22 protein-coding genes and 5 pseudogenes are annotated in these 19,141 nt (G+C 68.2%); 14 read left to right on the forward strand and 13 right to left on the reverse strand.

Annotated features, from left to right (window positions below; genetic code table 11):
• The first annotated feature begins 76 nt into the window (after positions 1–76).
• The 7 genes from OG978_RS43950 to OG978_RS43980 all read left to right on the forward strand — a co-directional run bounded on the left by OG978_RS43950 (position 77) and on the right by OG978_RS43980 (position 5,284).
• Positions 77–841, forward strand: coding sequence for an alpha/beta fold hydrolase (locus tag OG978_RS43950; RefSeq protein ID WP_326770684.1), 765 nt, complete (start codon positions 77–79; stop codon positions 839–841).
• Complete coding sequence (locus OG978_RS43955; protein ID WP_326770685.1) at positions 838–1,476, forward strand: 2-hydroxychromene-2-carboxylate isomerase; 639 nt, start codon at positions 838–840, stop codon at positions 1,474–1,476. Before OG978_RS43950 ends, OG978_RS43955 begins: the two co-directional genes overlap by 4 nt.
• Positions 1,473–1,646: a hypothetical protein gene (locus OG978_RS43960; protein WP_326770686.1), complete on the forward strand. Its 174-nt coding sequence runs from the start codon at positions 1,473–1,475 to the stop codon at positions 1,644–1,646. The genes OG978_RS43955 and OG978_RS43960 overlap by 4 nt, the downstream gene beginning before the upstream one ends.
• The gene (locus tag OG978_RS43965; protein ID WP_326770687.1) at positions 1,646–3,079 is read left to right on the forward strand and encodes an aldehyde dehydrogenase family protein; all 1,434 of its coding nucleotides are present in this window, start codon (positions 1,646–1,648) and stop codon (positions 3,077–3,079) included. Before OG978_RS43960 ends, OG978_RS43965 begins: the two co-directional genes overlap by 1 nt.
• A gap of 26 nt (positions 3,080–3,105) precedes the next feature.
• A complete protein-coding gene (locus OG978_RS43970; RefSeq protein WP_326770688.1) occupies positions 3,106–3,759 on the forward strand; it encodes a response regulator transcription factor in 654 nt (217 codons plus the stop codon).
• Positions 3,760–3,790: 31 nt separating this feature from the next.
• On the forward strand, positions 3,791–4,321 hold the full coding sequence (locus tag OG978_RS43975; protein WP_326770689.1) for a DUF4188 domain-containing protein: 531 nt from the start codon (positions 3,791–3,793) through the stop codon (positions 4,319–4,321).
• 144 nt (positions 4,322–4,465) lie between these two features.
• Positions 4,466–5,284: an acyl-CoA thioesterase gene (locus tag OG978_RS43980; RefSeq protein ID WP_326770690.1), complete on the forward strand. Its 819-nt coding sequence runs from the start codon at positions 4,466–4,468 to the stop codon at positions 5,282–5,284.
• 110 nt (positions 5,285–5,394) lie between these two features.
• Here the strand turns inward: OG978_RS43980 and OG978_RS43985 are convergent, their stop codons facing one another.
• From OG978_RS43985 to OG978_RS44010, 6 genes and pseudogenes are all read right to left on the reverse strand, one after another.
• The gene (locus tag OG978_RS43985; protein WP_326770691.1) at positions 5,395–6,165 is read right to left on the reverse strand and encodes a helix-turn-helix transcriptional regulator; all 771 of its coding nucleotides are present in this window, start codon (positions 6,163–6,165) and stop codon (positions 5,395–5,397) included.
• A 102-nt stretch (positions 6,166–6,267) separates the two neighbouring features.
• The gene (locus OG978_RS43990) at positions 6,268–6,774 is read right to left on the reverse strand and encodes a MarR family winged helix-turn-helix transcriptional regulator (RefSeq protein ID WP_326770692.1); all 507 of its coding nucleotides are present in this window, start codon (positions 6,772–6,774) and stop codon (positions 6,268–6,270) included.
• A gap of 44 nt (positions 6,775–6,818) precedes the next feature.
• Positions 6,819–7,046: pseudogene (locus tag OG978_RS43995) on the reverse strand (IS630 family transposase); the annotation flags it as partial.
• 186 nt (positions 7,047–7,232) lie between these two features.
• Positions 7,233–7,367, reverse strand: a pseudogene (locus OG978_RS44000) (IS630 family transposase); the annotation flags it as partial.
• Positions 7,368–7,447: 80 nt separating this feature from the next.
• Positions 7,448–7,800, reverse strand: a pseudogene (locus tag OG978_RS44005) (antibiotic biosynthesis monooxygenase family protein).
• A gap of 133 nt (positions 7,801–7,933) precedes the next feature.
• Complete coding sequence (locus OG978_RS44010) at positions 7,934–8,203, reverse strand: ATP-binding cassette domain-containing protein (RefSeq protein WP_326771065.1); 270 nt, start codon at positions 8,201–8,203, stop codon at positions 7,934–7,936.
• 337 nt (positions 8,204–8,540) lie between these two features.
• Between OG978_RS44010 and OG978_RS44015 the strand changes: the two genes are divergently transcribed.
• Positions 8,541–9,221: a hypothetical protein gene (locus OG978_RS44015; protein ID WP_326770693.1), complete on the forward strand. Its 681-nt coding sequence runs from the start codon at positions 8,541–8,543 to the stop codon at positions 9,219–9,221.
• Positions 9,222–9,477: 256 nt separating this feature from the next.
• Here the strand turns inward: OG978_RS44015 and OG978_RS44020 are convergent, their stop codons facing one another.
• Positions 9,478–9,711, reverse strand: coding sequence for a hypothetical protein (locus OG978_RS44020; RefSeq protein WP_326770694.1), 234 nt, complete (start codon positions 9,709–9,711; stop codon positions 9,478–9,480).
• A 368-nt stretch (positions 9,712–10,079) separates the two neighbouring features.
• On the opposite strand from OG978_RS44020, the gene OG978_RS44025 reads away from it, so the two are divergent.
• Positions 10,080–11,771 carry a sensor histidine kinase gene (locus OG978_RS44025; RefSeq protein WP_326770695.1) on the forward strand — a complete coding sequence of 564 codons (1,692 nt, stop codon included), beginning with the start codon at positions 10,080–10,082 and terminating at the stop codon, positions 11,769–11,771.
• Between the two features lie 14 nt (positions 11,772–11,785).
• On the opposite strand, the gene OG978_RS44030 is transcribed toward OG978_RS44025, so the two are convergent.
• Positions 11,786–12,532, reverse strand: coding sequence for a response regulator (locus OG978_RS44030; protein ID WP_442817886.1), 747 nt, complete (start codon positions 12,530–12,532; stop codon positions 11,786–11,788).
• 242 nt (positions 12,533–12,774) lie between these two features.
• Here OG978_RS44030 and OG978_RS44035 point away from each other — a divergent pair, with 242 nt between their 5' ends.
• Positions 12,775–14,112 carry a globin domain-containing protein gene (locus OG978_RS44035; protein WP_326770696.1) on the forward strand — a complete coding sequence of 446 codons (1,338 nt, stop codon included), beginning with the start codon at positions 12,775–12,777 and terminating at the stop codon, positions 14,110–14,112.
• On the opposite strand, the gene OG978_RS44040 is transcribed toward OG978_RS44035, so the two are convergent.
• Together OG978_RS44040 and OG978_RS44045 are read right to left on the reverse strand one after the other, a co-directional pair.
• Positions 14,063–14,743, reverse strand: a complete 681-nt coding sequence (locus tag OG978_RS44040; RefSeq protein WP_326770697.1) for a vitamin K epoxide reductase family protein — start codon at positions 14,741–14,743, stop codon at positions 14,063–14,065. The genes OG978_RS44035 and OG978_RS44040 overlap by 50 nt on opposite strands.
• Positions 14,740–15,219 carry a hypothetical protein gene (locus tag OG978_RS44045; protein ID WP_326771067.1) on the reverse strand — a complete coding sequence of 160 codons (480 nt, stop codon included), beginning with the start codon at positions 15,217–15,219 and terminating at the stop codon, positions 14,740–14,742. The genes OG978_RS44040 and OG978_RS44045 overlap by 4 nt, the downstream gene beginning before the upstream one ends.
• A gap of 222 nt (positions 15,220–15,441) precedes the next feature.
• On the opposite strand from OG978_RS44045, the gene OG978_RS44050 reads away from it, so the two are divergent.
• The gene (locus OG978_RS44050; protein ID WP_326770698.1) at positions 15,442–15,948 is read left to right on the forward strand and encodes a pyridoxamine 5'-phosphate oxidase family protein; all 507 of its coding nucleotides are present in this window, start codon (positions 15,442–15,444) and stop codon (positions 15,946–15,948) included.
• Between the two features lie 370 nt (positions 15,949–16,318).
• Here OG978_RS44050 and OG978_RS44055 read toward each other — a convergent pair whose 3' ends face one another.
• Together OG978_RS44055 and OG978_RS44060 are read right to left on the reverse strand one after the other, a co-directional pair.
• Positions 16,319–16,828 carry a GNAT family N-acetyltransferase gene (locus OG978_RS44055; protein WP_326770699.1) on the reverse strand — a complete coding sequence of 170 codons (510 nt, stop codon included), beginning with the start codon at positions 16,826–16,828 and terminating at the stop codon, positions 16,319–16,321.
• Positions 16,829–17,076: 248 nt separating this feature from the next.
• Positions 17,077–17,346: a hypothetical protein gene (locus OG978_RS44060; RefSeq protein ID WP_326770700.1), complete on the reverse strand. Its 270-nt coding sequence runs from the start codon at positions 17,344–17,346 to the stop codon at positions 17,077–17,079.
• A gap of 77 nt (positions 17,347–17,423) precedes the next feature.
• Here OG978_RS44060 and OG978_RS44065 point away from each other — a divergent pair.
• From OG978_RS44065 to OG978_RS44075, 3 genes and pseudogenes are all read left to right on the forward strand, one after another.
• Positions 17,424–17,806, forward strand: a pseudogene (locus OG978_RS44065) (IS30 family transposase); the annotation flags it as partial.
• Positions 17,807–17,834: 28 nt separating this feature from the next.
• Positions 17,835–18,053 (forward strand): annotated as a pseudogene (locus OG978_RS44070) (recombinase family protein); the annotation flags it as partial.
• Complete coding sequence (locus tag OG978_RS44075) at positions 18,030–18,230, forward strand: helix-turn-helix domain-containing protein (protein WP_326771068.1); 201 nt, start codon at positions 18,030–18,032, stop codon at positions 18,228–18,230. The pseudogene OG978_RS44070 and the gene OG978_RS44075, both read left to right, overlap by 24 nt.
• Positions 18,231–18,576: 346 nt before the next feature.
• Here the strand turns inward: OG978_RS44075 and OG978_RS44080 are convergent, their stop codons facing one another.
• The gene (locus OG978_RS44080) at positions 18,577–18,918 is read right to left on the reverse strand and encodes an SH3 domain-containing protein (protein ID WP_326770701.1); all 342 of its coding nucleotides are present in this window, start codon (positions 18,916–18,918) and stop codon (positions 18,577–18,579) included.
• Positions 18,919–19,141 lie beyond the last annotated feature (223 nt).

Genomic DNA, 19,141 nt, shown 5'->3' on the forward strand with positions numbered 1-19,141 from the left:
CGCCTGGGAACCGGTTGCCCGGTCCGTGGTCGACGGCGTGTCACTGAGCGCTCACAGCGCGGCCCACCGTCCGACGATGGTCATGCTGCACGGCCTGGAGGACGACTGGCGGAGCTGGAAGCCGATGGTGGACGGGCTCGGCGACCGGTTCCACTGCTACGCGATCGACCTGCCATGGCGGGCCGGCGGCGGCTACGAGTGGCGCGCGGGCGGGACGGCAGCGCAGTGGGTGGAGCACTCCCTGGCGCTGGTCTCCCAGCCGATCTCGGTCATCGTCGCCCACTCCATGGGAGCGAACGCCGTGCTGCACTGGCTGGCATCGGGTCCGACGCGGCGGGTCGATGCCCTGGTGCTGCTGTCCCCTTTCTACCGCCTGGTTTCCGCCCCGGTGGACTGGGCGATGTTCGACCGCTCGCTCGCCGACTTCCGGACCATCATGGAGGCCGGGCTGCGGGCGCGTCTCGGTGAGCGCGCCGAGCGGCTTGAACCGGAGATCGTCGACCTGATGGCCAAGAAGGCCCTCGACCGTATCGGTCCGGAGGGCTTTCTCAGCCTGTTCGACATCTTCATCTCCTCGTCCGGGATAGACCTCTCCTCGAACACCGTGCCGACGCTCGTGGTCGGCGGGTCGGCAGATCCCGGCATCAGCGGTCCGCGCGCCGAGGCCCTGGGCCGTGAGATGCCGACCGCGGAGATCCGGCTCGAGGACGAGCTGACCCACTTCTGTCACATCGAGCGGCCCCACCGGGTGACCGAACTCGTCTCGGAGTTCCTGCTCCGCCACCTGCCCGCCGACCCGAAGGGCGGGCGGCGGCCGGTACCGGAAGGAGTGCGTCTGTGAGCAGCCGCTACCCCCCGAAGTTCTACTTCTCCCTGCACAGTCCCTACAGCTGGATGGCGAGCAGGCTGCTGGCCGAGCGCTGCCCGGAGGCACTCGACGCGCTGGAATGGATCCCGTACTTCTACCCGGACGAGCAGACCTGGAAGTCGATGGCGGAAAGGGGGATCGAGCTGCACTACCGGGACATGAGCAAGGCCAAGCACCTCTACATCCTCCAGGACGTCAAGCGGCTGTCCGCGCGGTTCGGTTTCGGCGTGACCTGGCCGGTCGACCGCGAGCCGTGGTGGGTGCTGCCGCACCACGCGTGGCTCGCCGCCAAGCGGACCGGCGACCAGAACACGCTGTACTGGGCGCTGGTCGAGGCCCGTTGGGGGCGTGGCGAGAACATCTGCGACCGGGAGACGGTGCGCAGGATCGCCGATGCTGCCGGGCTCGACGGCGAAGCGCTGAGCGCCGCCCCCGAGGACCCGGAGCTGCGGGAGGAGGGCATGGCCGCTCAGGAGGCGGCCTACCTGGACGACGTGTTCGGCGCGCCGTACTTCAAGGTCGGCTTCCAGCGGTACTGGGGCCTGGACCGTCTCGACGACTTCATCGCGGGATTCCGTCAGTGGCAGCAGAAGGGCAAGGCGGCATGACGACGCAGCCGATCGCCGACCGGGCACCAGAGACGGAGAGCCTGACCGGCCTGCGTCGCCCGGTACCGGTCGTCCTCGACATCGACGACGATCCGATGGAGGGCGTTCCGGCCGAACTGGCAGACCTGGTGGGCCGGTTCGACCAGGACACCGCGGGTGGCTGCGGCTGATGGCGTCCCTACCCGTACAGACACACTGGATCGACGGAGCCTGGACCACCGGGCACACCCGATGGATCGACGTGGTCGACCCGACGACCGAGGAGCGCCTGGCGGCCGTGCCGGCGGGCACCGCGGCGGACGTGGAACTCGCGGTTGCTGCGGCCGGGAAGGCCTTCGGCCACTGGTCCGCCGTGCCGCTCGAATCCCGCGTCGCCGCGGTACGGGCGATCGCGAAGGGACTGTCGGCCCGGCACGACGAGATCGCCGCGACGATCACCGCGGAGGTCGGTGTGCCGACGTGGTTCTCGCAACGGGTACAGGCGAGCCTGCCGGCCGCCACGTCGGCTGCGGTCGCCGCCATCGCGGAGAAGTTCGCCTGGATCGAGCAGATCGGGCATTCGACCGTGGTCCGCGAGCCGGTCGGGGTAGTCGCGGCGATCACTCCGTGGAACTTTCCGCTGCACCAGGCCGTCGCCAAGGTCGTACCGGCGCTGCTGGCCGGGAACACGGTGGTGCTGAAGCCGAGCGAGACCGCCCCGCTGACCGCGCGTTTCCTCGCCGAGGTCATCCGCGACGCAGGGATCCCCGACGGCGTCCTCAACATCGTCCATGGCAAGGGCCCGGTGGTCGGCGAGGCGCTCGCCACCCACCCCGATGTCGACATGGTGTCCTTCACCGGATCGACGGCGGCGGGCAAGCGCGTCGCGGCACTCGCCGCGGGGACCGTCAAGCGGGTCGCCCTGGAACTGGGCGGCAAGTCCGCCAACCTGGTGCTCCCGGACGCCGACCTCCTCGCCGCCGTCCGGGCCGGCATCGCGAACTGCTTCATGAACGGGGGCCAGCTGTGCTGGGCCTGGTCCCGCATGCTGGTGCCCGCCGCGCTGCACAGCCAGGCGGTAGCGGCGGCGGCCGCGGAAGCGGAGGCCTTCACTGTGGGTGATCCCACCCAGCCGGACACCCGCCTGGGCCCGCTGGCGTCCGCCGCCCAGCGCGACCGCGTACGGGGCTACATCGAGCGCGGAATCGCCGACGGCTCACAGCTCGCGGCCGGCGGCCCGACGCCGCCGGACGGGTTCGAGCGCGGCTACTTCGTCCGGCCTACCGTCTTCGGAGGCGTCGACCCGACCGCGGTGATCGCCCAGGAGGAGATCTTCGGGCCGGTGCTGTCGATCATCCCGTACTCCTCCGAGGACGAGGCGGTGGAGATCGCGAACGCCACCCGGTACGGCCTCGGCGGCGCGGTGTTCTCCGCGGACCCCGACCATGCGCTGGCCGTCGCCGGGCGACTTCGCACCGGACAGGTCGACATCAACGGTGCGGCCTTCAACACGGTTGCCCCGTTCGGCGGCTACCGCCAGTCGGGCAACGGCCGCGAGCTCGGCCGCTTCGGGCTGGAGGAATTCTGCGAGGTCAAGTCAATCCAACGACCGGCATCCGTGTGACGGCCGCTGCAGGGAAGTGAGACACCGTGCCGACCCGCACGCTCGACGACGGCATCGAGATAATCCTGATGATCCGCGACGACATGCAGCGCTACGGGATCGAGGGAATGTTCCGTTCGCTCGACACCCCGCCGGCGACGCATGCCTGCACGGACTTCGACGAGCTCGCCGGATTCTCCAACGGCCAGCTGATCATCTCCTCCAACGACGTCGCGGGTCCCATATCCGACGAAACCGCCGAGGTTCTGCGCGCACACCGTATCCGCATGCTGATCCTGATCGACTCGGCCTCCGCGCTCGACCAGTCGTGGGCCGATCGCGCTCACGGTTTCCTCGACTGGGCGGACCTCCGCCCGGATTCCCTGCGCGAGGCGATCGCCGACATCGCGTCCGGGCGGTTCCACATGTCGGAGACTCTGGCACGGCGGTCGGTGACGGCATCCGAGTCGGCCGCGAACGCCCCGGCCGCGCGGCGGGTCTCGATCTCGCTGACGGCACGTGAACTCCAGGTGCTGCGGCTGATCGCCGGCGGGCTGAGCAACCGGCAGGTCGCGCGCTCGCTGAGCATTTCCGAGCACGGCGTCAAGCGCTTGGTCGGAATCGTCCTGGCCAAGCTCAACTGCCCGAACCGCACCCTCGCCGTGGTCCGGGCCATCGAGTGGGGGCTCCTCACCCTATGAACCGACCGTTGCTCGGAAGGAGCATCGACTCATGTCACAGGTCCACCGCGGCCGCCATACCGCACACATCGAGGGCGACTTCGTCGTCTTCCTGATCGGCATGCACGTGAACCGCCCCTGGCGGATCCACAGGTGGTGGCCGGTCTTCCGGTCGATGTTCGGCATGGTCAAGGACCTGCGCGAGCATCCCGAGAAGGGCGCCCTGTGCACCTACTTCGCGCTGATCTCCGGCGTCGGGCCGACGGTCGTGCAGTACTGGCGCAGCTTCGAACAGCTCGAAGCCTTCGCCCGGAACACCGACGACCCGCACCTGCCGTCCTGGCGGCGGTACAACCAACGGGTCCTCAAGTCCGGGGACGTCGGCATCTGGCACGAGACGTACCTGGTGAAGGACGGGCAGTACGAGACCGTCTACGCGAACATGGGACGCATCGGGCTCGCCCGGGCCGGCGGGCTGAAGCCCGTACAGGCCAAGGGGCACACGGCCGGGCGCCGGCTCGGCCGCACCGCCGAGGACGACTTCCCCGTCGGCACCCGCCCCGGGGACGGGGCGCCGTCGTAGTACCCGGAAGCGCCATGGCCGGTGACCACGACACGGCGTCCGGCCGACGTATCGGGACGACCGCCCTGCCCCTTGGACACGACCCCTCGATCTTCTCGAACTTCTCGGTCTTCAACGGCCGGTGCGACAGAAAGGTGATGCACGATGAACGCTGCCACGACAAGTGAGGCGTCACTGCCGCCCGTCGACAGGTCGTGGCGGACCTGGTCCGGTGCTCTCGGTGGTCTGGTGTCCACGTTGATGCTTCGGCACGCGGGTGACCAGCTGACCGTGGACCTGGCGCCCAGATCGCTGCACAGCTCCTTCCTCGCCCCGGTGTCGGATCACCCGCTGCTGGTGCGGTCGGAGGTGGTACGCCAGTCGCGGACCAGCGCAGTGGTGCGCTCGATGCTCGAACAGCACGAACGGCCGGTGGCGCTGGCGACGGCGCTGTTCGGCACCACTGGGGACAAGCCGACGCTCCAGGCGGCCGAGACACCGGTCGTGCCGTCACCCGCGGACTGCCCGGATGCCGGCTTCCCGGCCCAGATGTTCCCGTATGCGGCCCACTTCGAGACCAGAATGGCGGGCGAGGAGCGGCCGTTCGGCGGAGGGACACACCCCGAGATGACCGCCTGGCTGAGGCTGCGGGACCCCGACCTGCCGATTGCCGAGGCGGCGCTGGTGCTGCTCGACGCGATGCCTCCAGCGGTATACGCGGCGACCTCCGAGCTGGTCGCGGTACCGACCGCCGAGTACTCGGCGCACTTCACCGACGGACTGTCGTTCGCCGAGAGCGGCGACTGGGCGCTGGTCCGGGTCGGGACGGATCAGTCGAGCGGCAGCTGGGCGGTGGAGTCCAGCAGCCTGTGGAGCGCGGACGGCACCCTGCTCGCGGTCGGTCGGCAGACCCGTCAGATCCTGCGCCCGACGGGGCGCGAGGGTGCCCTCAAGGTTCCGCCTACCTGGTGGCAGGGCGCCTGACCCCGCTCACCCGGAACCGACCAGAATCCCTTCAGAGAAGAACCACAAAAGTAAATCAAAAAGAAATGCCTGCCTCCCGCCCTCGACTGACCGAGGGCGGGAGGCAGGTTTCAGGCAGAGCTCGGGTAAAGGAATTCTTCCTCGCGCCCTCCGCGGCTCACCAGGCCGTCCCGCAGTGCATGAACACCGGCTTGGAACCGGGAATTCGCATCTAGTCGGCTCATTATTTCCGCCACTCGTCGTCGATAGGTTCGGAGCGATATTCCCAACCGGCGGGCGGCCACCTCGTCCTTGAGTCCGCATGCCAGCTCGTTGATGATCTGACGATCCGCCTCATCGAAATTGGACCGGAGGTAACGCAGGTAACTCACCGGCTCGCTGGCACCATTCCAGGCGGCCACGAGCAATGACTGTAAATTCTTGATCAGTGGCGGTGCCCAGGTCGCCAGGTAGTGCTCCTGGGAGAGGCCCACCTGGGTCCGCATGAAGGCGACCTGGGAGTCCACGATCACGAGTTCCTGCAGTTTGGTGTCGGTGATCCGGACCTGGCTGCCGCGCTCTGCGGCGGACAGCAGGTATTCCGGAGTGCACCAGTGGGGGAGGTCGTCGCGATGATAGAGCTCCCGTACGGTGACTCCCCGCCGTTCCGCTTCACCAACAATTTTCCGTACCGCCCGGCCTCGTTCACCGGAATACCACTCCGGGCTCAGTGCCGATAATGTAACGTCATAGCGGGCCCGCGTGACGGACTTCAGAGCAGAAACTCGCATCTCGTTCGCACTGTCGAATTGCTCAATGAACCTTCCCCGCTCAACTCCCGAAAACCTTTCCGGGCGGGTTGCCTGATGAGTCCCCGAAGGCGCCGACAAGAATTCCCCCATGACCTTAGTCTCTGGACTTTCTCCAACTAAACTGTAAGGCGGTCAACAATTCAGCTCAAGTGGTCTAGGTAAAATTCGTGCATATGTTCAGGCGGATTGGGGTCAATTACGCGTTCTGGAGATCCCTTCAAGCCATTCGCGGATCGCGACGCGCTGCTTTGGCGTGAACGAGGCTTCCAGTTCGGCTTCGCAGCGGTCGACGGCTTTGCGGGCATCAGTCAGACGTGCTCGCCCGGACTCGGTGACGAAGATCTGATGGCTGCGCCGGTCGGACGGATTCGGCCGCCGCTCGATCAGCCCCTCCTGTTCGAGCCCGACGAGCATCTCGTTGGCGGCCTGCCGGGAGCTCGCCACCTCTCGTGCGATGGCCGACGCCGACATCCCGGGCTGCGCCTCGGTCATCAGGAGGGTGGCGTACTGCGAGGTCGACAGCCCGAACGCCGTGAGTTCCCCGGCGATCGCCGACCTCATGTTCAGCCAGGCCCTGCGGACCAGAAAGGTCAGCGAGCCGACCGCGGCCCTGCGGGGATCCAACGCTCCGCCTCCTCGGCTAGTGGCAAGTTCCCGATGACCGCAGATCACCGAGCTTGTCAAGTTCTTGTCGATCATAGCGGAGCTCCCGATGTTCAGGGGCTCCGATTAGGACATAGTTTCTAGTCTTCTGAGTCAGGAATTCTGTTTAGACAGCTGGCGAGGCATTCGAGGATCTCGTCGGCGGTCTTGGTCCAGACGTAGGGCCTGGGGTCGGTGTTCCAGGCGGCGATCCAGTCGCGGATGTCTTTCTCCAGGGCCTGGACGGACTTGTGGACGCCGCGCCGTATCTGCTTGTTCGTCAGCTCGGCGAACCACCGCTTCACAAAGTTCAGCCAGGACGATCCGGTCGCAGGCCGGGGTGCGGTGCGCAGTGGGGGATGGTCGTGCAGACGCAGATCGGAGGTGAACAGGACGACCGCGACGGTCATGGCGTCACTCCTGGTGTCATGAGGTGGTGCTGAGCGGCGCCAGCGGCCGACTCATCGCCGGGAGTTCCGGGCGTGGCCGCCGTGCGACGAGGTTCCGTGCGCGCTCATGCCCTGGGCGGACAGCAGCACCATCTGGGCCCGCCGCCAGGTCACCACCGAGCGGGTGCCCCTGCGGATCATCCGCAGCAGGCGCTTGCCCTCGTCGTCATCGATCTCGCGGACGCGTACTCGTTCTGCCACCCGGACAGCCTGGCGGGACGGCGCTTGCCGGACCAGGAGGTGACTTCGGTTGGTCAGCCTGCTGTTGGGCTCTGCAGGACCTACGCTCGCATGAACCCGTGGCTCCGCTCCACTTTCGCCACATGCAGCGTATAGCTCTGGTACCACTCGGCTTGCCCACGCTTTTGCGCCGCGCGGTGCTCGGCGTTGCACCGCCACTCCGTGAGGGCGTCGGCGTCGCGGAAGTACCCGACGGTGATGCCCAGCCCGCCGGGAGTCTGCGCGTGGTCCATCCCCAGGAACCCAGGGACGTCCTTCACCAGGTCTTCCATGCGTGCATTGGTCTCGCTGTAGCCGCTCTGATCCTGGGTTCGCACCGTAGTGAAGACAGCCACGTAGTAGGGGGGTCATAGGCCTCGACGGGCGCGACAGGCGCTTCCGAGTGATCGCTCATGGCGCCACCGTAAGGCGGGATGCGCCCAACGATCCAGCGTCTTTCCTGAACGGGATACATGAGGGATCGGGCTCTTGACCAAAGCCGTCTGAGCTCTCCCCCAGCTCCCGGAAACGGCCACGAGCCCACCGGCTCACAGAGCGGCGCAAGGGACGGAACGGGGCTGGCCGAGGGTGATGTTCTCCCGGGCGGCGAGCGGCCAGCGAGTGTAGTCCTGCGGGACGAGCGCCACCTTGGCAAGTACCCCGGCGGGGTCGGCGTTTGTCAGGTCGATTCCGTCCCACCGCACCGATCCCTCGGTGGCGAGGAACAGGCCGGTCAGGATCCGGGCGAGGGTGCTCTTGCCGGCGCCGTTCTCGCCAACCAGGGCGATGACCTCGCCGCGCTTGAGGTCCAGGTCGATGTCGTCGAGCGCGGGGGTGTCGGCGCCGGGGTAGGTGAAGGAGACTTCCCCGGGCGGTGATCACCTGGGGTCCGTCCTCGGTAACGGCAGTAGTGCCACGGCGGGTCGTCCACGGCTTGGTTACCGTGAGGAAGCGGGCCCAGTCGTCCAGGGACAAGGACGTGCGGAACAGCCGGGCGCCGGCCCGGACCGTCGTGGTCGGTGCGGCCCCGGAGGTCCGCTCGGCGAGGGCTGCGGTTCCCGCAACAGCGAGGTCCATGCGGCCGGTGGTCACGAGGAGGACGAGCACTACCCAGGTGGCGGCGGTGCCAATGGCGGTGAGGGCGTCGCCGATGCCTTGGACGACGAGGGCCTTGCGGGTGGCTTTGAGCTGTTCGGTCTCCAGGCGGCTGGAGACGATGCGGTACTGGCGGGTGAGGAAGTCGGCCATGGTGCCCGCGCGGACCTCGTCGGCGGTGTTTCGCTCGGTGGTGTAGGAGTGGAAGACGTTCCGGAGCCGGGAGTCGGCGAGGTTGCGGTGGTGGGTGGCGTGTTCGATCCGCGCTCCTCGTACGGCGCCCCACGCGCACGGGATGACGGAGAGGACCAAGAGGGGCAGCATCGTCGGGTGCAGGACGGTGACGACGGTCGCGGCGGCGGCCATCTGGGCCGCGGCGGAGGTCAGGAGCTGGGCGTCGAGGATGAGGTCGCCGGTCTTTTCCGCGCCGTCGGAGGCGGCGGCGTGAGCGTCCTCGAAGTCGGGGTCCTCGTACGCGACGAGCTCGGCGGCGGTCGCCGCGGTGACGACTTCCAGGTCGGCCTCGCGCACGGCCTTCGGCGCGAGCCGGGCGGCCGACGCGCGGGCGGCGGCGTCGAACAGGTAGCGGGCGGATGCGGCGAGGGCGAGCACAACCAAGGCGGTCAGGTTTTCGCGCAGAACGGCGGCGATGTCGTCCCCGGTGAAGATGGCGGACAGGACGCGGGTGGTGGCCGCGAGCGCGGTCGCGGTGAGTACGGCGGCGCCGGGGCCCCGACGTGACGATACGGAACGACACGTGACGACCCGTGACGAGTCGTCACAACCGGGTGGGCACCGCGCGGGTGAGGCAGGCGGGCTAAAAAACGGGGTGGAGCGCCACATGCTTCTATGAGTCTGTGTGCAGGTCACAAGCACAGTCCGGGGCCTCCCTCGGATATCAGAAGGCGACCCTACGAACCGAACAGGACATGTCGTCTGCCATCAGAACGTCAGTGGGTTCTGCCAGTGAGTGTCAGTGGTTTCACCAAGAGGCGTGTCAGTAGGCAGAGGTCTCGTCGGCTTGGATGACACGGAGGCCGTACTGGGCGTCGTCGGCCAGGACGGCGGCGTCGGCTTCGGTGAGGACGAGAAGGCCGGCTTCGGTGAGCCCGGCGAGGGCGGCGGCCCATTCCGGTGGCACCCTGTCGTGCGGGGATACGGACCCGGCGTAGAACGCCTGGAACAGCACAGTGGCGTCCATATCGGTGAGGACGTCGCGCTCAGCAAGCACCCCGAGTTCGGGTACCTCACCCGCTCGGAACCCGAGCCGGACTGCAGCGCGGCTTCACCCCCGCAGCGTAAGCAACCGCTGTCCGGCATCAGGGGGACTTCAGTACACCGCTGGGCCCTCGGCCCCGTGGCTGTCGTAGGCTGACCATCCGTGGACCGGTCCCAGCCATGCGGTGATCCGGTGAGCATTTTCCCGGCATACGGCACACGGACCCAGAGAGCGGCGCCCCGATGACAGAGACAGCACCTACCGCGCCAGGCTCCCCCTTCGGAGTCCTTGCTCCCGGCTCCGCCACCCCCGCCCTCGACTCGCCCGGAGCCCCCTGCCCCGGTACGGCGACCTGGCCTCAGCCCAGTCGGCCGGACAGGATGCACAGTCTGCTGGATGCCGTGATGAGTCTGGGGCGGGGCCTGGAACTGCCCGAGGTGCTCCGCGGGATCGTGGAGGCCGCAGTGACCCTGACCGACGCGGAGTACGGAGCGCTCGGCATTGTCGGTGACGGGCAGAAGCTGCTGGAGTTCCTGCCGGTCGGCATATCGGAGCAACTCGCCGCCGTGATCGGCCAGACGCCGTGCGGACGCGGAATCCTCGGTGAGCTGATCCATCACCCGCAACCGCTGCGGCTCACCGATCTGAGCAGCCATCCGCGCAGCTTCGGATTTCCACCCCATCATCCCCCGATGCGCACCTTCCTCGGGGTGCCGGTGCGGGTTCGCGACGAGGTGTTCGGCAACCTCTACCTCACCGAGAAGCGGGGCGGGGTGAGCTTCGACGCCGACGACGAGGCGGTGCTGACCACCTTGTCGATCGCGGCCGGCGTCGCCATCGACAACGCCCGCATGTACGACGAGAGCCGTCGCCGGGAGCGGCGTCTGGAGGCACTGGGCGAGATCACTCGCACCCTGCTCTCGGGGACGGACGCCGACGAGGTTCTGCAACTGATCGCCGAGCGGGCGATGGAGGTGGCGGGGGCCGACCGGGCCGCGATTCTGCTGCCGACGCCCCCCGTGTCGCTCTCCGGAGCTTCGGAGACATCCGGGGCTGAGGCACGTCTCACCGTTGCCGTCGCCCATGGCAGGGACTCCGAACGCGTGACAGGGTTGTCCGTACCCGCGCGGGGATCGCTGGCCGGTCTCGCCGCCCGTACCGGGACACCGGTGCACTGCGCCGATGTCCGTACCGATCCCCGGGCCCACCCTTTCGGCGACGGTGCCGAGGACGGTCTGGGGCCGGTTGTGACGGTGCCTTTGCGGGTCGATACGGGGACAAGGGGCGCACTGCGCCTGGGGCGGCCGGTGGACCGCCCGCCGTTCGACGACACCGAGGTCGCGCTCGTCTCGGGCTTCGCCGACCAGGCGGCCATCGCCCTGGAACTGGCCCGTAGGCGGGCCGAGTCCGAGGAACTCGCCGTCATGCACGACCGGGACCGGATCGCCCGCGATCTGCACGATCTGGCGATCCAGCGTCTCTTCGCGACCGGGATGACTCTCCAGAGCACCACGCGCGCCATCGCGGACCGGCCGGACGCGGCCGAGCGTGTCAGCCGGGCGGTGGACGATCTGGACACCACGATCCGGATCATCCGGTCCACCATCTTCGATCTGCGGACAGCGGACGGTTCGGGCCGCGACGGGCTGCGGCGCCGGATGACGGAGACCGCTCACACGGCGGCACACGCCCTTGGCTTCCGGCCCTCCGTGCGGATCGACGGACCGGTGGACACCACGGTGCCGGACGAACTGGCCGAACACGTGGTGGCGGTCGCCGCCGAGGCGGTGTCCAACGCCTCTCGCCATGCCCATGCCACTTGTATCGCCATCGTACTGTCCGCCAACGACGCGGTGACCCTGACCGTCACCGACAACGGCATCGGGATCCGGGACGGAGTCACGACCACTCCCGGGACACGGGCAGCGGTTGCTGACGATCCGGCAGCCGGGCGCCTCGGAGGGCTGGCCAACATGCGTACGCGGGCAGAGCTGTGCGGCGGCACACTGGCCGTCGAACGGCCGGCGGACGGCGGAACCCGGATCATCTGGCGCGTGCCGCTCCACGACTGAAGCTTGAGTGCCTGTCAGCTCCCCGGGACCGGGGGCCGCCGCTGGCGGTCCTTGAGCCGGCGGACGAGCATCGCGGCCTGGATCCGGCGGCCCACGCCCAGTTTGGCGAGAATCGAGGAGATGCGGTTCTTGACGGTCTTCTCGGCCAGGAAGAGACGCTCCGCGATCTCACGGTTGGTGAGGCCCTCGCCGATGAGATCCAGGATCTGCCGTTCCCTGGGCGTGAGCCGGTCCAGTTCCGATGTCTCGGACTCCTCGGCAGGGGTTCGCTGGGTGCCCCGCAGCCGTGACATCACGCGGGCGGTCGTCCGTGGATCGAGCATCGACGTGCCTGACGCGACCGTGCGTACGGCGGCGATCAGATCGGCCCCGTTGATCTGCTTCAGCACATACCCCGCAGCACCCGCCATGATGGCGTCGAACAGCGCCTCGTCGTCATCGAACGACGTCAGCATCAGGCAGGCGAGTTCGGGCATCAGGGCACGCAGTTCCCGGCATACCTCGATACCGGCGTGGTCACCGCCCTGGTCGTCGCCGAGGCGTACGTCCAGCACGGCGACCTGCGGCCTGCTGGCCGGTACGCGGGCCAGCGCCTCACGTGCGTTGGATGCCTCGCCGACGACCTCGATGCCGTCCTCGGCCTCCAGCAGATCGCGTACGCCGCGCCTCACGACCTCGTGGTCGTCGAGGATGAAGACGCGTACGGGGGCCGCAGACTGCGACGGGGTCGTGCTCAGTGGGGACTTCGCGGATTCGTTCACATCATGCTCGATCGGTTCGGGGAGAGGGCCTGAACCAGTATGTGCCCGTCCGCAGGCCTGCTCCCGCAGGGGTGCCACAGCATGGCAAACGGTGTTTGAACAGGGCCGAAAGGCCCTGCCGCCAGGGCCGGTCAGCGGGCTGGACGCGGTGCCATACTGGGCGCCGCCAAGATCGTCCGGGCGCCACGGACATCTCCCTTTCCCGGCCACCCCACTGCGCTGCACCGAGGAGTCACCGGCCCATGAATACCCCGAGCGAGGACTACCACGCACTGCTCGCACGGCATGACGCGATGCGGCTGCGACGACGCATCCTGGCCCCGTCCGGCAGCCGTCCCGAACCGTGGAGCGCCAAGGCTCCGCAGGCGTACGACGGAACAGCCGACCAACTGCTGATCCACGACTCCCTACCACTGGTGAGCCCTCTGGAGGAACTGATCGACGAGCTGTACCGGCTTCTGTTCGAGCGGCATCCGTATCTACGGTCGCTGTTCCCCGAGTCGATGGCGTTCCAACAGGTCCATCTCGTTGGGATCTTCCGCTATCTGATCGACAATCTGCACCGCACGGACGAGATGATCGGCATCTTCGGGCAGTTGGGGCGCGACCATCGCAAACTCGGTGTGCGCCCCGCGCATTTCGAGGCCTTCGAGACGGCGCTGATCGAGGCTCTGCGCGTGCGCGCAGGCGCCCGGTGGACCAGTGGGCTGGAGTGCGCCTGGCTGCGGATGCTGCGGCTGGCTGTTTCGGCGATGGCCAGGGGCGCGGACGAGGCGATCGCCGAACCGCCCAGCTGGGAGGCGACAGTGACCTCGCACGAACTCCGCACGCCCGATCTCGCGGTGCTGCGGGTACGGCCCCATCAGCCCTACGCCTTCGAGGCCGGGCAGTACGCGTCCTTGGAGTCGCCGCTGCTGGAACAGGCATGGCGTCCCTACTACCTGGCCCGTGCGCCGCATCCGGACGGTGAGCTGGAGTTCCATGTACGGGCCCGGGGCGCCGGAGGGGTGAGCGATGCGCTGGTGCACGGTACGCGGGAGGGCGGCGCCGTCCGTCTCAGCGCCCCGCGCGGCGCGCTGGCGCTGCCCGATGACATTCCGTCCGCAGACATTCTGCTGATCGCCTCCGGTACAGGCTGGGCTCCGATGAAGGCGCTGCTCCAGCAGATGGACGCCGACCGGTCCCGTGCGCACCAGGTACGGCTGCTGCTGGGTCTCGCCGCGCCGGAGGAATGGGCGGCGCCCGAAGAATTGTACGACGCGGCGTATCTGGAGGCGTTGCGGCGCGGACGCCCCTGGCTGACCGTCATCACGGCTGATGCGGCGGCTGCTCGCTTCGCAGGGGCCGGGCTGCGGGCCCTGAACGGAATACTGACCCCGCATCCCGGGGCCGCCGCCCGGCAGCACGCCTTCCTGGCCCTGGCTCCCGAGGCCTCCACGACCGGGCCGGTGCGGGCCATCGCCGCGCGGCTGGCCGCCGCCGGAGTGCCGGCCGCGCACATCCATCACGAGACCACCGGCATCGTCGCGGTCACAGAAACGTCTGCCAGTACGACCAGAACCGGGTTGCTATCAGCATGACGATGGCCAGGCACCAGGTCACCGGCACCACGAGCGGGAACTCCAGCACCGCCGCGACCAGGGCGCGTGGGGCGGGCAGGACGCCATGGCGCAGATTGTGCACCGTGGTGTGCCAGAACATGAAGATGGTGGCCCCCCACACGAGCACGCACCACAGGCAGAGGGCGCCTATGTCGTACAACGCCTGCGTCATCAGCCACATGCAGAAGCCGACGCCGAACAGCGTGCCGAGGTTCAGCCCCAACCAGTACCAGTGCCGATAGCTTGCGCCTGCAAGCAGGCCCGCGCCGGTCCCCATCACCACCCCGAAGGCGACCAGCCCGATGAGCGGGTTGGGAAAGCCGAACACCGACGCCTGCTCGCTGCGCATCACATTCGTGCAGGACACCACGGGGCTCAGCGAGCAGGCGGGCACGAAGCCGGGGTCGGCGAGCAGTGCGAACTTGTCGATCGTGATGACGAACGAACCGAGCAGCCCGAGCGCGGCGGTGATCACCAACAGCCACCCGAACCCCCGCCTCGCCCCGGCACACTCCCGGTCGTAGCGCGTCGCGGACGCACCGGCGCAGACCCGGTGGTCGGCCTCGGGTCCTTCCGCCGCCCGCCCTGCCCCATGCTCCGACAGTTTCATGTCCGCCCCCGTACGGAACCGTCCGGCCAGACGACCTCCACCGGAATTCCTCGCGCACGCGCGAAGGCAACCAGATGTGCGGTGGCGTCCCGGCCGTCCGACGGCGATCCGTCCCACACGGCGAGCACGGTCCGGCACGTCTCCACCAGACGTTCATCGGCGCTGACACACGCGTTGCGGTCGGCCGGATCGAAAGCCAGCAGCCGTACGTGTTCGGCCAGGACCAGCAGTTCGCCCGCGGCCGACCGGTCCCGCTCGGGCAGCACTGCGGGAACAGCTCCCTGGGTCGGCAGCAGCACTGTCAGCTTCCGCCCGGCCTCCCGGGCGGCCCGCCCGAACACCAGCGGCAGCCCCGCCCCGACCCGTACCAAGGCAGCCGCACCCTCTGCCAAGCGGTCCAGCCGCGCTCTCAGTTCAGCTTCCACCAGTTCCAGGGTTCTGTTGCCGAGGTCTCTGTGCCCGACGACTGCGATCACCACGATTCCCTCCTGCGCGCACCCGCGCCGTCCGAACGCTCGCGCATGCCACGGACCGGCCCGGCCCGGGAGGCGATACCGGACCGGCCCGCAGCATGCGATGTACTGCAGTGAACCCATCGGAGGTCCGACGCCGCTAGGGCCGTTCGGCCCTGGCGTGGGGGCGGCGTCACACGTTGTACTCGTGCGGCAGGTGAGCAGACCAGGAGACGAGGCAGCCCCATGAGCCACTCATGCCATCAGCCGCCCCAGCCATCCGTGCGCACGGCTGTGACCACACCATCGGAGGCGGCACCGTTTTCGGGTTCGGCGGCCACCGGGACGCGCAGCACGGTCGAGTTGACAGGTACCCAGGCACTGAGCCTGCTCGGCGGGGCGTCGCTCGGGCGGATCGTCTTCACGCAGCACGCGCTGCCCGCCATCCGACTGGTGAACCATCTGCTGGACCACGGTCAGATCGTCATCCTGACCCATGAGGACTCGGATCTGTTCGCCCAGGCCCGCAACCATGGCGATCGGGGAGTCGTGGTCGCCTACCAGGCCGACGACATCGATCCGCTGACTCATCTGGGCTGGAGTGTCGTCGCCACGGGGTACTGTCGCCCGGTCGCTGATCCGGACGCGCTGACACGCTACCAGCGGCTGCTCCGCCCCTGGTCGGGCCCGGCGATGAACTGTGCGGTACGCATCCGTCCACATCTGGTCACCGGAATCCGACTGGCCGTCTGACACCGTCCTTGCACGCGGCGAGTCGGCCCACGCGTGCTGCGGACCGTGGCCGTGGACCCGAGCGGCCGTAGCCCGGAGTGAGAGGCCCCGGCGGGGAACGGCACGTCGGGACATCTTCGGCACGGCCTGTTTCAGTGGGTGGTGGCCCAAGGCGCCGTCACGGCCACAGGACGGTGGTCGGTGTCGGCACGGTGACCGGGAGGCGGGGGTTGATACTGGTGGGCGCGCGTAATCGTCTGTCGCCAGTTGTCGGGGGAAGCGAGGGCGATGGTAACCGCGTGTAGTGAAAGCAGCTCGTGGCCCGTTGCCTTGTCCAGGCCGGCGTGGGCGGTGCCGCCGAGTGTGTTCGGCGGCTTCCCTGCCTTGATGCTCAGTTGTGAGTCACCGAGGGGGTGTTGAACGAGATCCAGATGTCAGGAGGCAAGTCGGGCCGACCGGGTATCGGTCTGCGTTCCTCGGTCCACGCCTCGTCGGCGATCTCCGTGGCGACGCGACGCCAGAAGTGCACCGCGGCGATGTTGGCATCCTGAAATGCGACTTCCCACGAGCCCGGGTGCCTGGCCGTGATCTCCTGAACAGCGTGCAGCCCGATCCCTGTCCGCCGTGCCCCGCGCACCACGAAAAAGCTGTTCAGCACGCGCGTCGGGTCCGTCAAACTGCGGACGAACGCGAATCCGGCAGGGCTGTCACCGCTTGTGAGGAGGTATGGCGCCCAGTCGGGCTCAGAGAAGGCCATGTGGAGCCGGTCGCTGCGGAAGGTTCCGTCAGCGTTGGGCAGCAGACTGTGGAACTCCGACATGTCATGGCGGAACATCAGCCACAGCCGCTCCACTACGGGACGGTCGGCGATGCCTGCGAGGCGAATGGATACGTCTGGCACGAGACTCCTTTGCAGAGGTGGTCAACCGGCGCGCTCCGCATGCCCGGATCGGCGATGCCCAGGCTCGGGGCTGACGCCCGTTCAATCAGCGCTGTTCCCCGGACAAGCGGCCCCAGGGCAGGAAAAAAGCCTCCCCGGCGGATGTTGTATCCGGGCCAGGAAGGCTCACTACTGGCGGAGATCTTAGCAGGTGAGTGCGCGAGCCTGCCCTTCGCATGACCGCGGGCACAGGTCTGGCGCGCGCATGGTCACCGTGTGTGGTCGCCTTGGGCGTAGCGGCTCCATGTCCCGCCGGTCTCCTTGAGGAGCCGGGTGGTGGTCTTGTCGTGGTAACCGAGAGCGTCCGCGACGACGGGTGCGGGAAGTTCGAGGAGTTGCTGCCGGATGGCGGCACCGCGGGCGGCGGTCGGGATGCCGACCTTGTTCAGGAGCGCGGACAGGTGGTGAGAGCCGAGCGGCTGGCCGGTCCGGCGGCCGGGGAAGAGCCATCGGGATGCCGGGTTGGTGGCGGTGTTCATGTTGCCGCGGTTCGGGATGTGCTCCAGCTGCAGGGCGGCGACCGATGCAGGAACGGGCGAGGGCGGCTCGCCGAGCCGCAGAGCCGGACGGCATCAAGGCTGAGCAGGTCACTCCACACCTCACCAGGAGTCTCCTCGGTATCCCGCCCCAATTGCGGCGGACGCTCACCCGGGACCGGGCCGGGAGATGGCCGAGCACCAGGCCATCACCGCCGAGACCGGAATGCCGATCTACCTCTGCAAGCCGCGGAGCCCATGGCAGCGCGGCACCAATGAGAACACCAACCGGCTGCTTCGGCAGTACCTCCCCAAGGGCGCGGACCTCCGCACGTTCAGCCAGGCCGACCTGGACGCCATCGCCCATGAGCTCAACCATCGTCCGCGCAAGACCCATGGCTATCGCACTCCGGCAGAGGTCTACGCTGGCCTTCTGAACAGCGGTGATGCGCTGACCGCTTGAGCTCGCCATCTGAGAAGGCGACCAATTCGTCATCACCAAACTTGACCGGTTTGGTCGATCCCTTGAAGATCTGCTCGCGCTCTCCCACAAGCTTGATGAGGGCGGCGTCGGCCTCACGGTCCTTGATCAGGGGATCGAAACCTCTACTCCTGTCGGCCGGATGTTCTTCCAAATCCTGGGGGCAGTGGCGGAGTTCGAGCACTCGCTTATGTCGCAGCGCACGATGGACGGAGTTGCTGCGACCAGGGCTCGCGGGCGCACCGGCGGGCAGAAGCCGAAGCTCCGCCCTCGCCAGATCCAGCTCGCCCGGGAGATGTACGACGAGCTCGGCCCGGACGGCAAGCGCAAGTACACCGTGCAGCACATCGCCGAAGAGTTCGGCGTCAGTCGGCCCACCATCTACCGGCACCTGGAGAAGACGTGACAGCGGTCGCCACCCAGAGCCCGTCAAGTCCTGCCGGGGCTGCTCCGAGGTAAAGCCGGCCGAGGAGTTCTACCGCCACCAAGGAGGTCGGCACCCTCCAGGGGAGGTCATGCGGGCGAGCGCAGATCCGCCATCTGCGGGCCCGCGCCCAACGTCTCCACCTGACGCAAAGGGCCCCCGCAACCATTGGAGCTGGCTGCGAGGGCCCTTTGCGCACTGTACGCGGCCGGCCAACATCGTCCGGCGGACAGGATGCGCGAGGAATCAGGTGTCCGAAATCTGCTGACGCGCCCGCTCGATGCGCTGGGCTCGGCAGTAGGGGTGTCCTATCCCCGATGCCCCGCTTCTACAGGGGCCAGTTCACCAGGTCGTCACGGACCCAGCCGTAGGTGCCGGAGTGAGCCCCTGAAGTGACCTTGAGGTAGAGCCACGGCTGCACGGTGACGCTCGTCTGCCGATAGCAGATGACGGTCACCTTCGTCCCCGTGGACAGCAGGCCATAAGACGAGTAGGGCGTCGCCGGCCCACTGCGGAGGTTGGTGCTGCTCGCGCTGACCTTGCCACTGAAATCGGCGGTGCACTTCGAGTTCCCCCCAACAGCGGCGGCCGACGGGGCCAGGGCTATCGCCCCACCAGTCAGGAGGCTGGCCGACAACGCCAGTGCCGCTACGCGCTTCCGGAATTTCAAGACGTAGTCTTTCCGCTCGATTCCCCACGGGAAGTCTGGCCGTACTGCGGTCCGTGGAGCCCCGCCCTTCCAGTGATCTTCCCATCACGCGTGGTCAGTAGGGCCCGTGCTGTGATGACGCGGGGGTGCGCTGACCGTGCGGGTAGAGGAGCCGGCGTGGATGCGTCAGAGTAGGGACAACGGGCTCAAAGCTTGGAGAGATCTTGATCGCCAGCAGGGCAGT

This window comes from Streptomyces sp. NBC_01591 (assembly GCF_035918155.1).
GTDB lineage: Bacteria > Actinomycetota > Actinomycetes > Streptomycetales > Streptomycetaceae > Streptomyces.

Bases quoted from the DNA above. Each gene is read 5' to 3' on its own strand.
- OG978_RS44035 (WP_326770696.1), top strand. From the start codon at position 12,775: ATGAATACCCCGAGCGAGGACTACCACGCACTGCTCGCACGGCATGAC.
- OG978_RS44050 (WP_326770698.1), top strand. From the start codon at position 15,442: ATGAGCCACTCATGCCATCAGCCGCCCCAGCCATCCGTGCGCACGGCT.
- OG978_RS44075 (WP_326771068.1), top strand. From the start codon at position 18,030: ATGGACGGAGTTGCTGCGACCAGGGCTCGCGGGCGCACCGGCGGGCAG.
- OG978_RS43960 (WP_326770686.1), top strand. From the start codon at position 1,473: ATGACGACGCAGCCGATCGCCGACCGGGCACCAGAGACGGAGAGCCTG.
- OG978_RS43980 (WP_326770690.1), top strand. From the start codon at position 4,466: ATGAACGCTGCCACGACAAGTGAGGCGTCACTGCCGCCCGTCGACAGG.
- OG978_RS44025 (WP_326770695.1), top strand. From the start codon at position 10,080: ATGCACAGTCTGCTGGATGCCGTGATGAGTCTGGGGCGGGGCCTGGAA.
- OG978_RS43985 (WP_326770691.1), bottom strand. From the start codon at position 6,165: ATGGGGGAATTCTTGTCGGCGCCTTCGGGGACTCATCAGGCAACCCGC.
- OG978_RS43965 (WP_326770687.1), top strand. From the start codon at position 1,646: ATGGCGTCCCTACCCGTACAGACACACTGGATCGACGGAGCCTGGACC.
- OG978_RS43975 (WP_326770689.1), top strand. From the start codon at position 3,791: ATGTCACAGGTCCACCGCGGCCGCCATACCGCACACATCGAGGGCGAC.
- OG978_RS44060 (WP_326770700.1), bottom strand. From the start codon at position 17,346: ATGAACACCGCCACCAACCCGGCATCCCGATGGCTCTTCCCCGGCCGC.
- OG978_RS44040 (WP_326770697.1), bottom strand. From the start codon at position 14,743: ATGAAACTGTCGGAGCATGGGGCAGGGCGGGCGGCGGAAGGACCCGAG.
- OG978_RS43950 (WP_326770684.1), top strand. From the start codon at position 77: ATGGTCATGCTGCACGGCCTGGAGGACGACTGGCGGAGCTGGAAGCCG.
- OG978_RS43990 (WP_326770692.1), bottom strand. From the start codon at position 6,774: ATGATCGACAAGAACTTGACAAGCTCGGTGATCTGCGGTCATCGGGAA.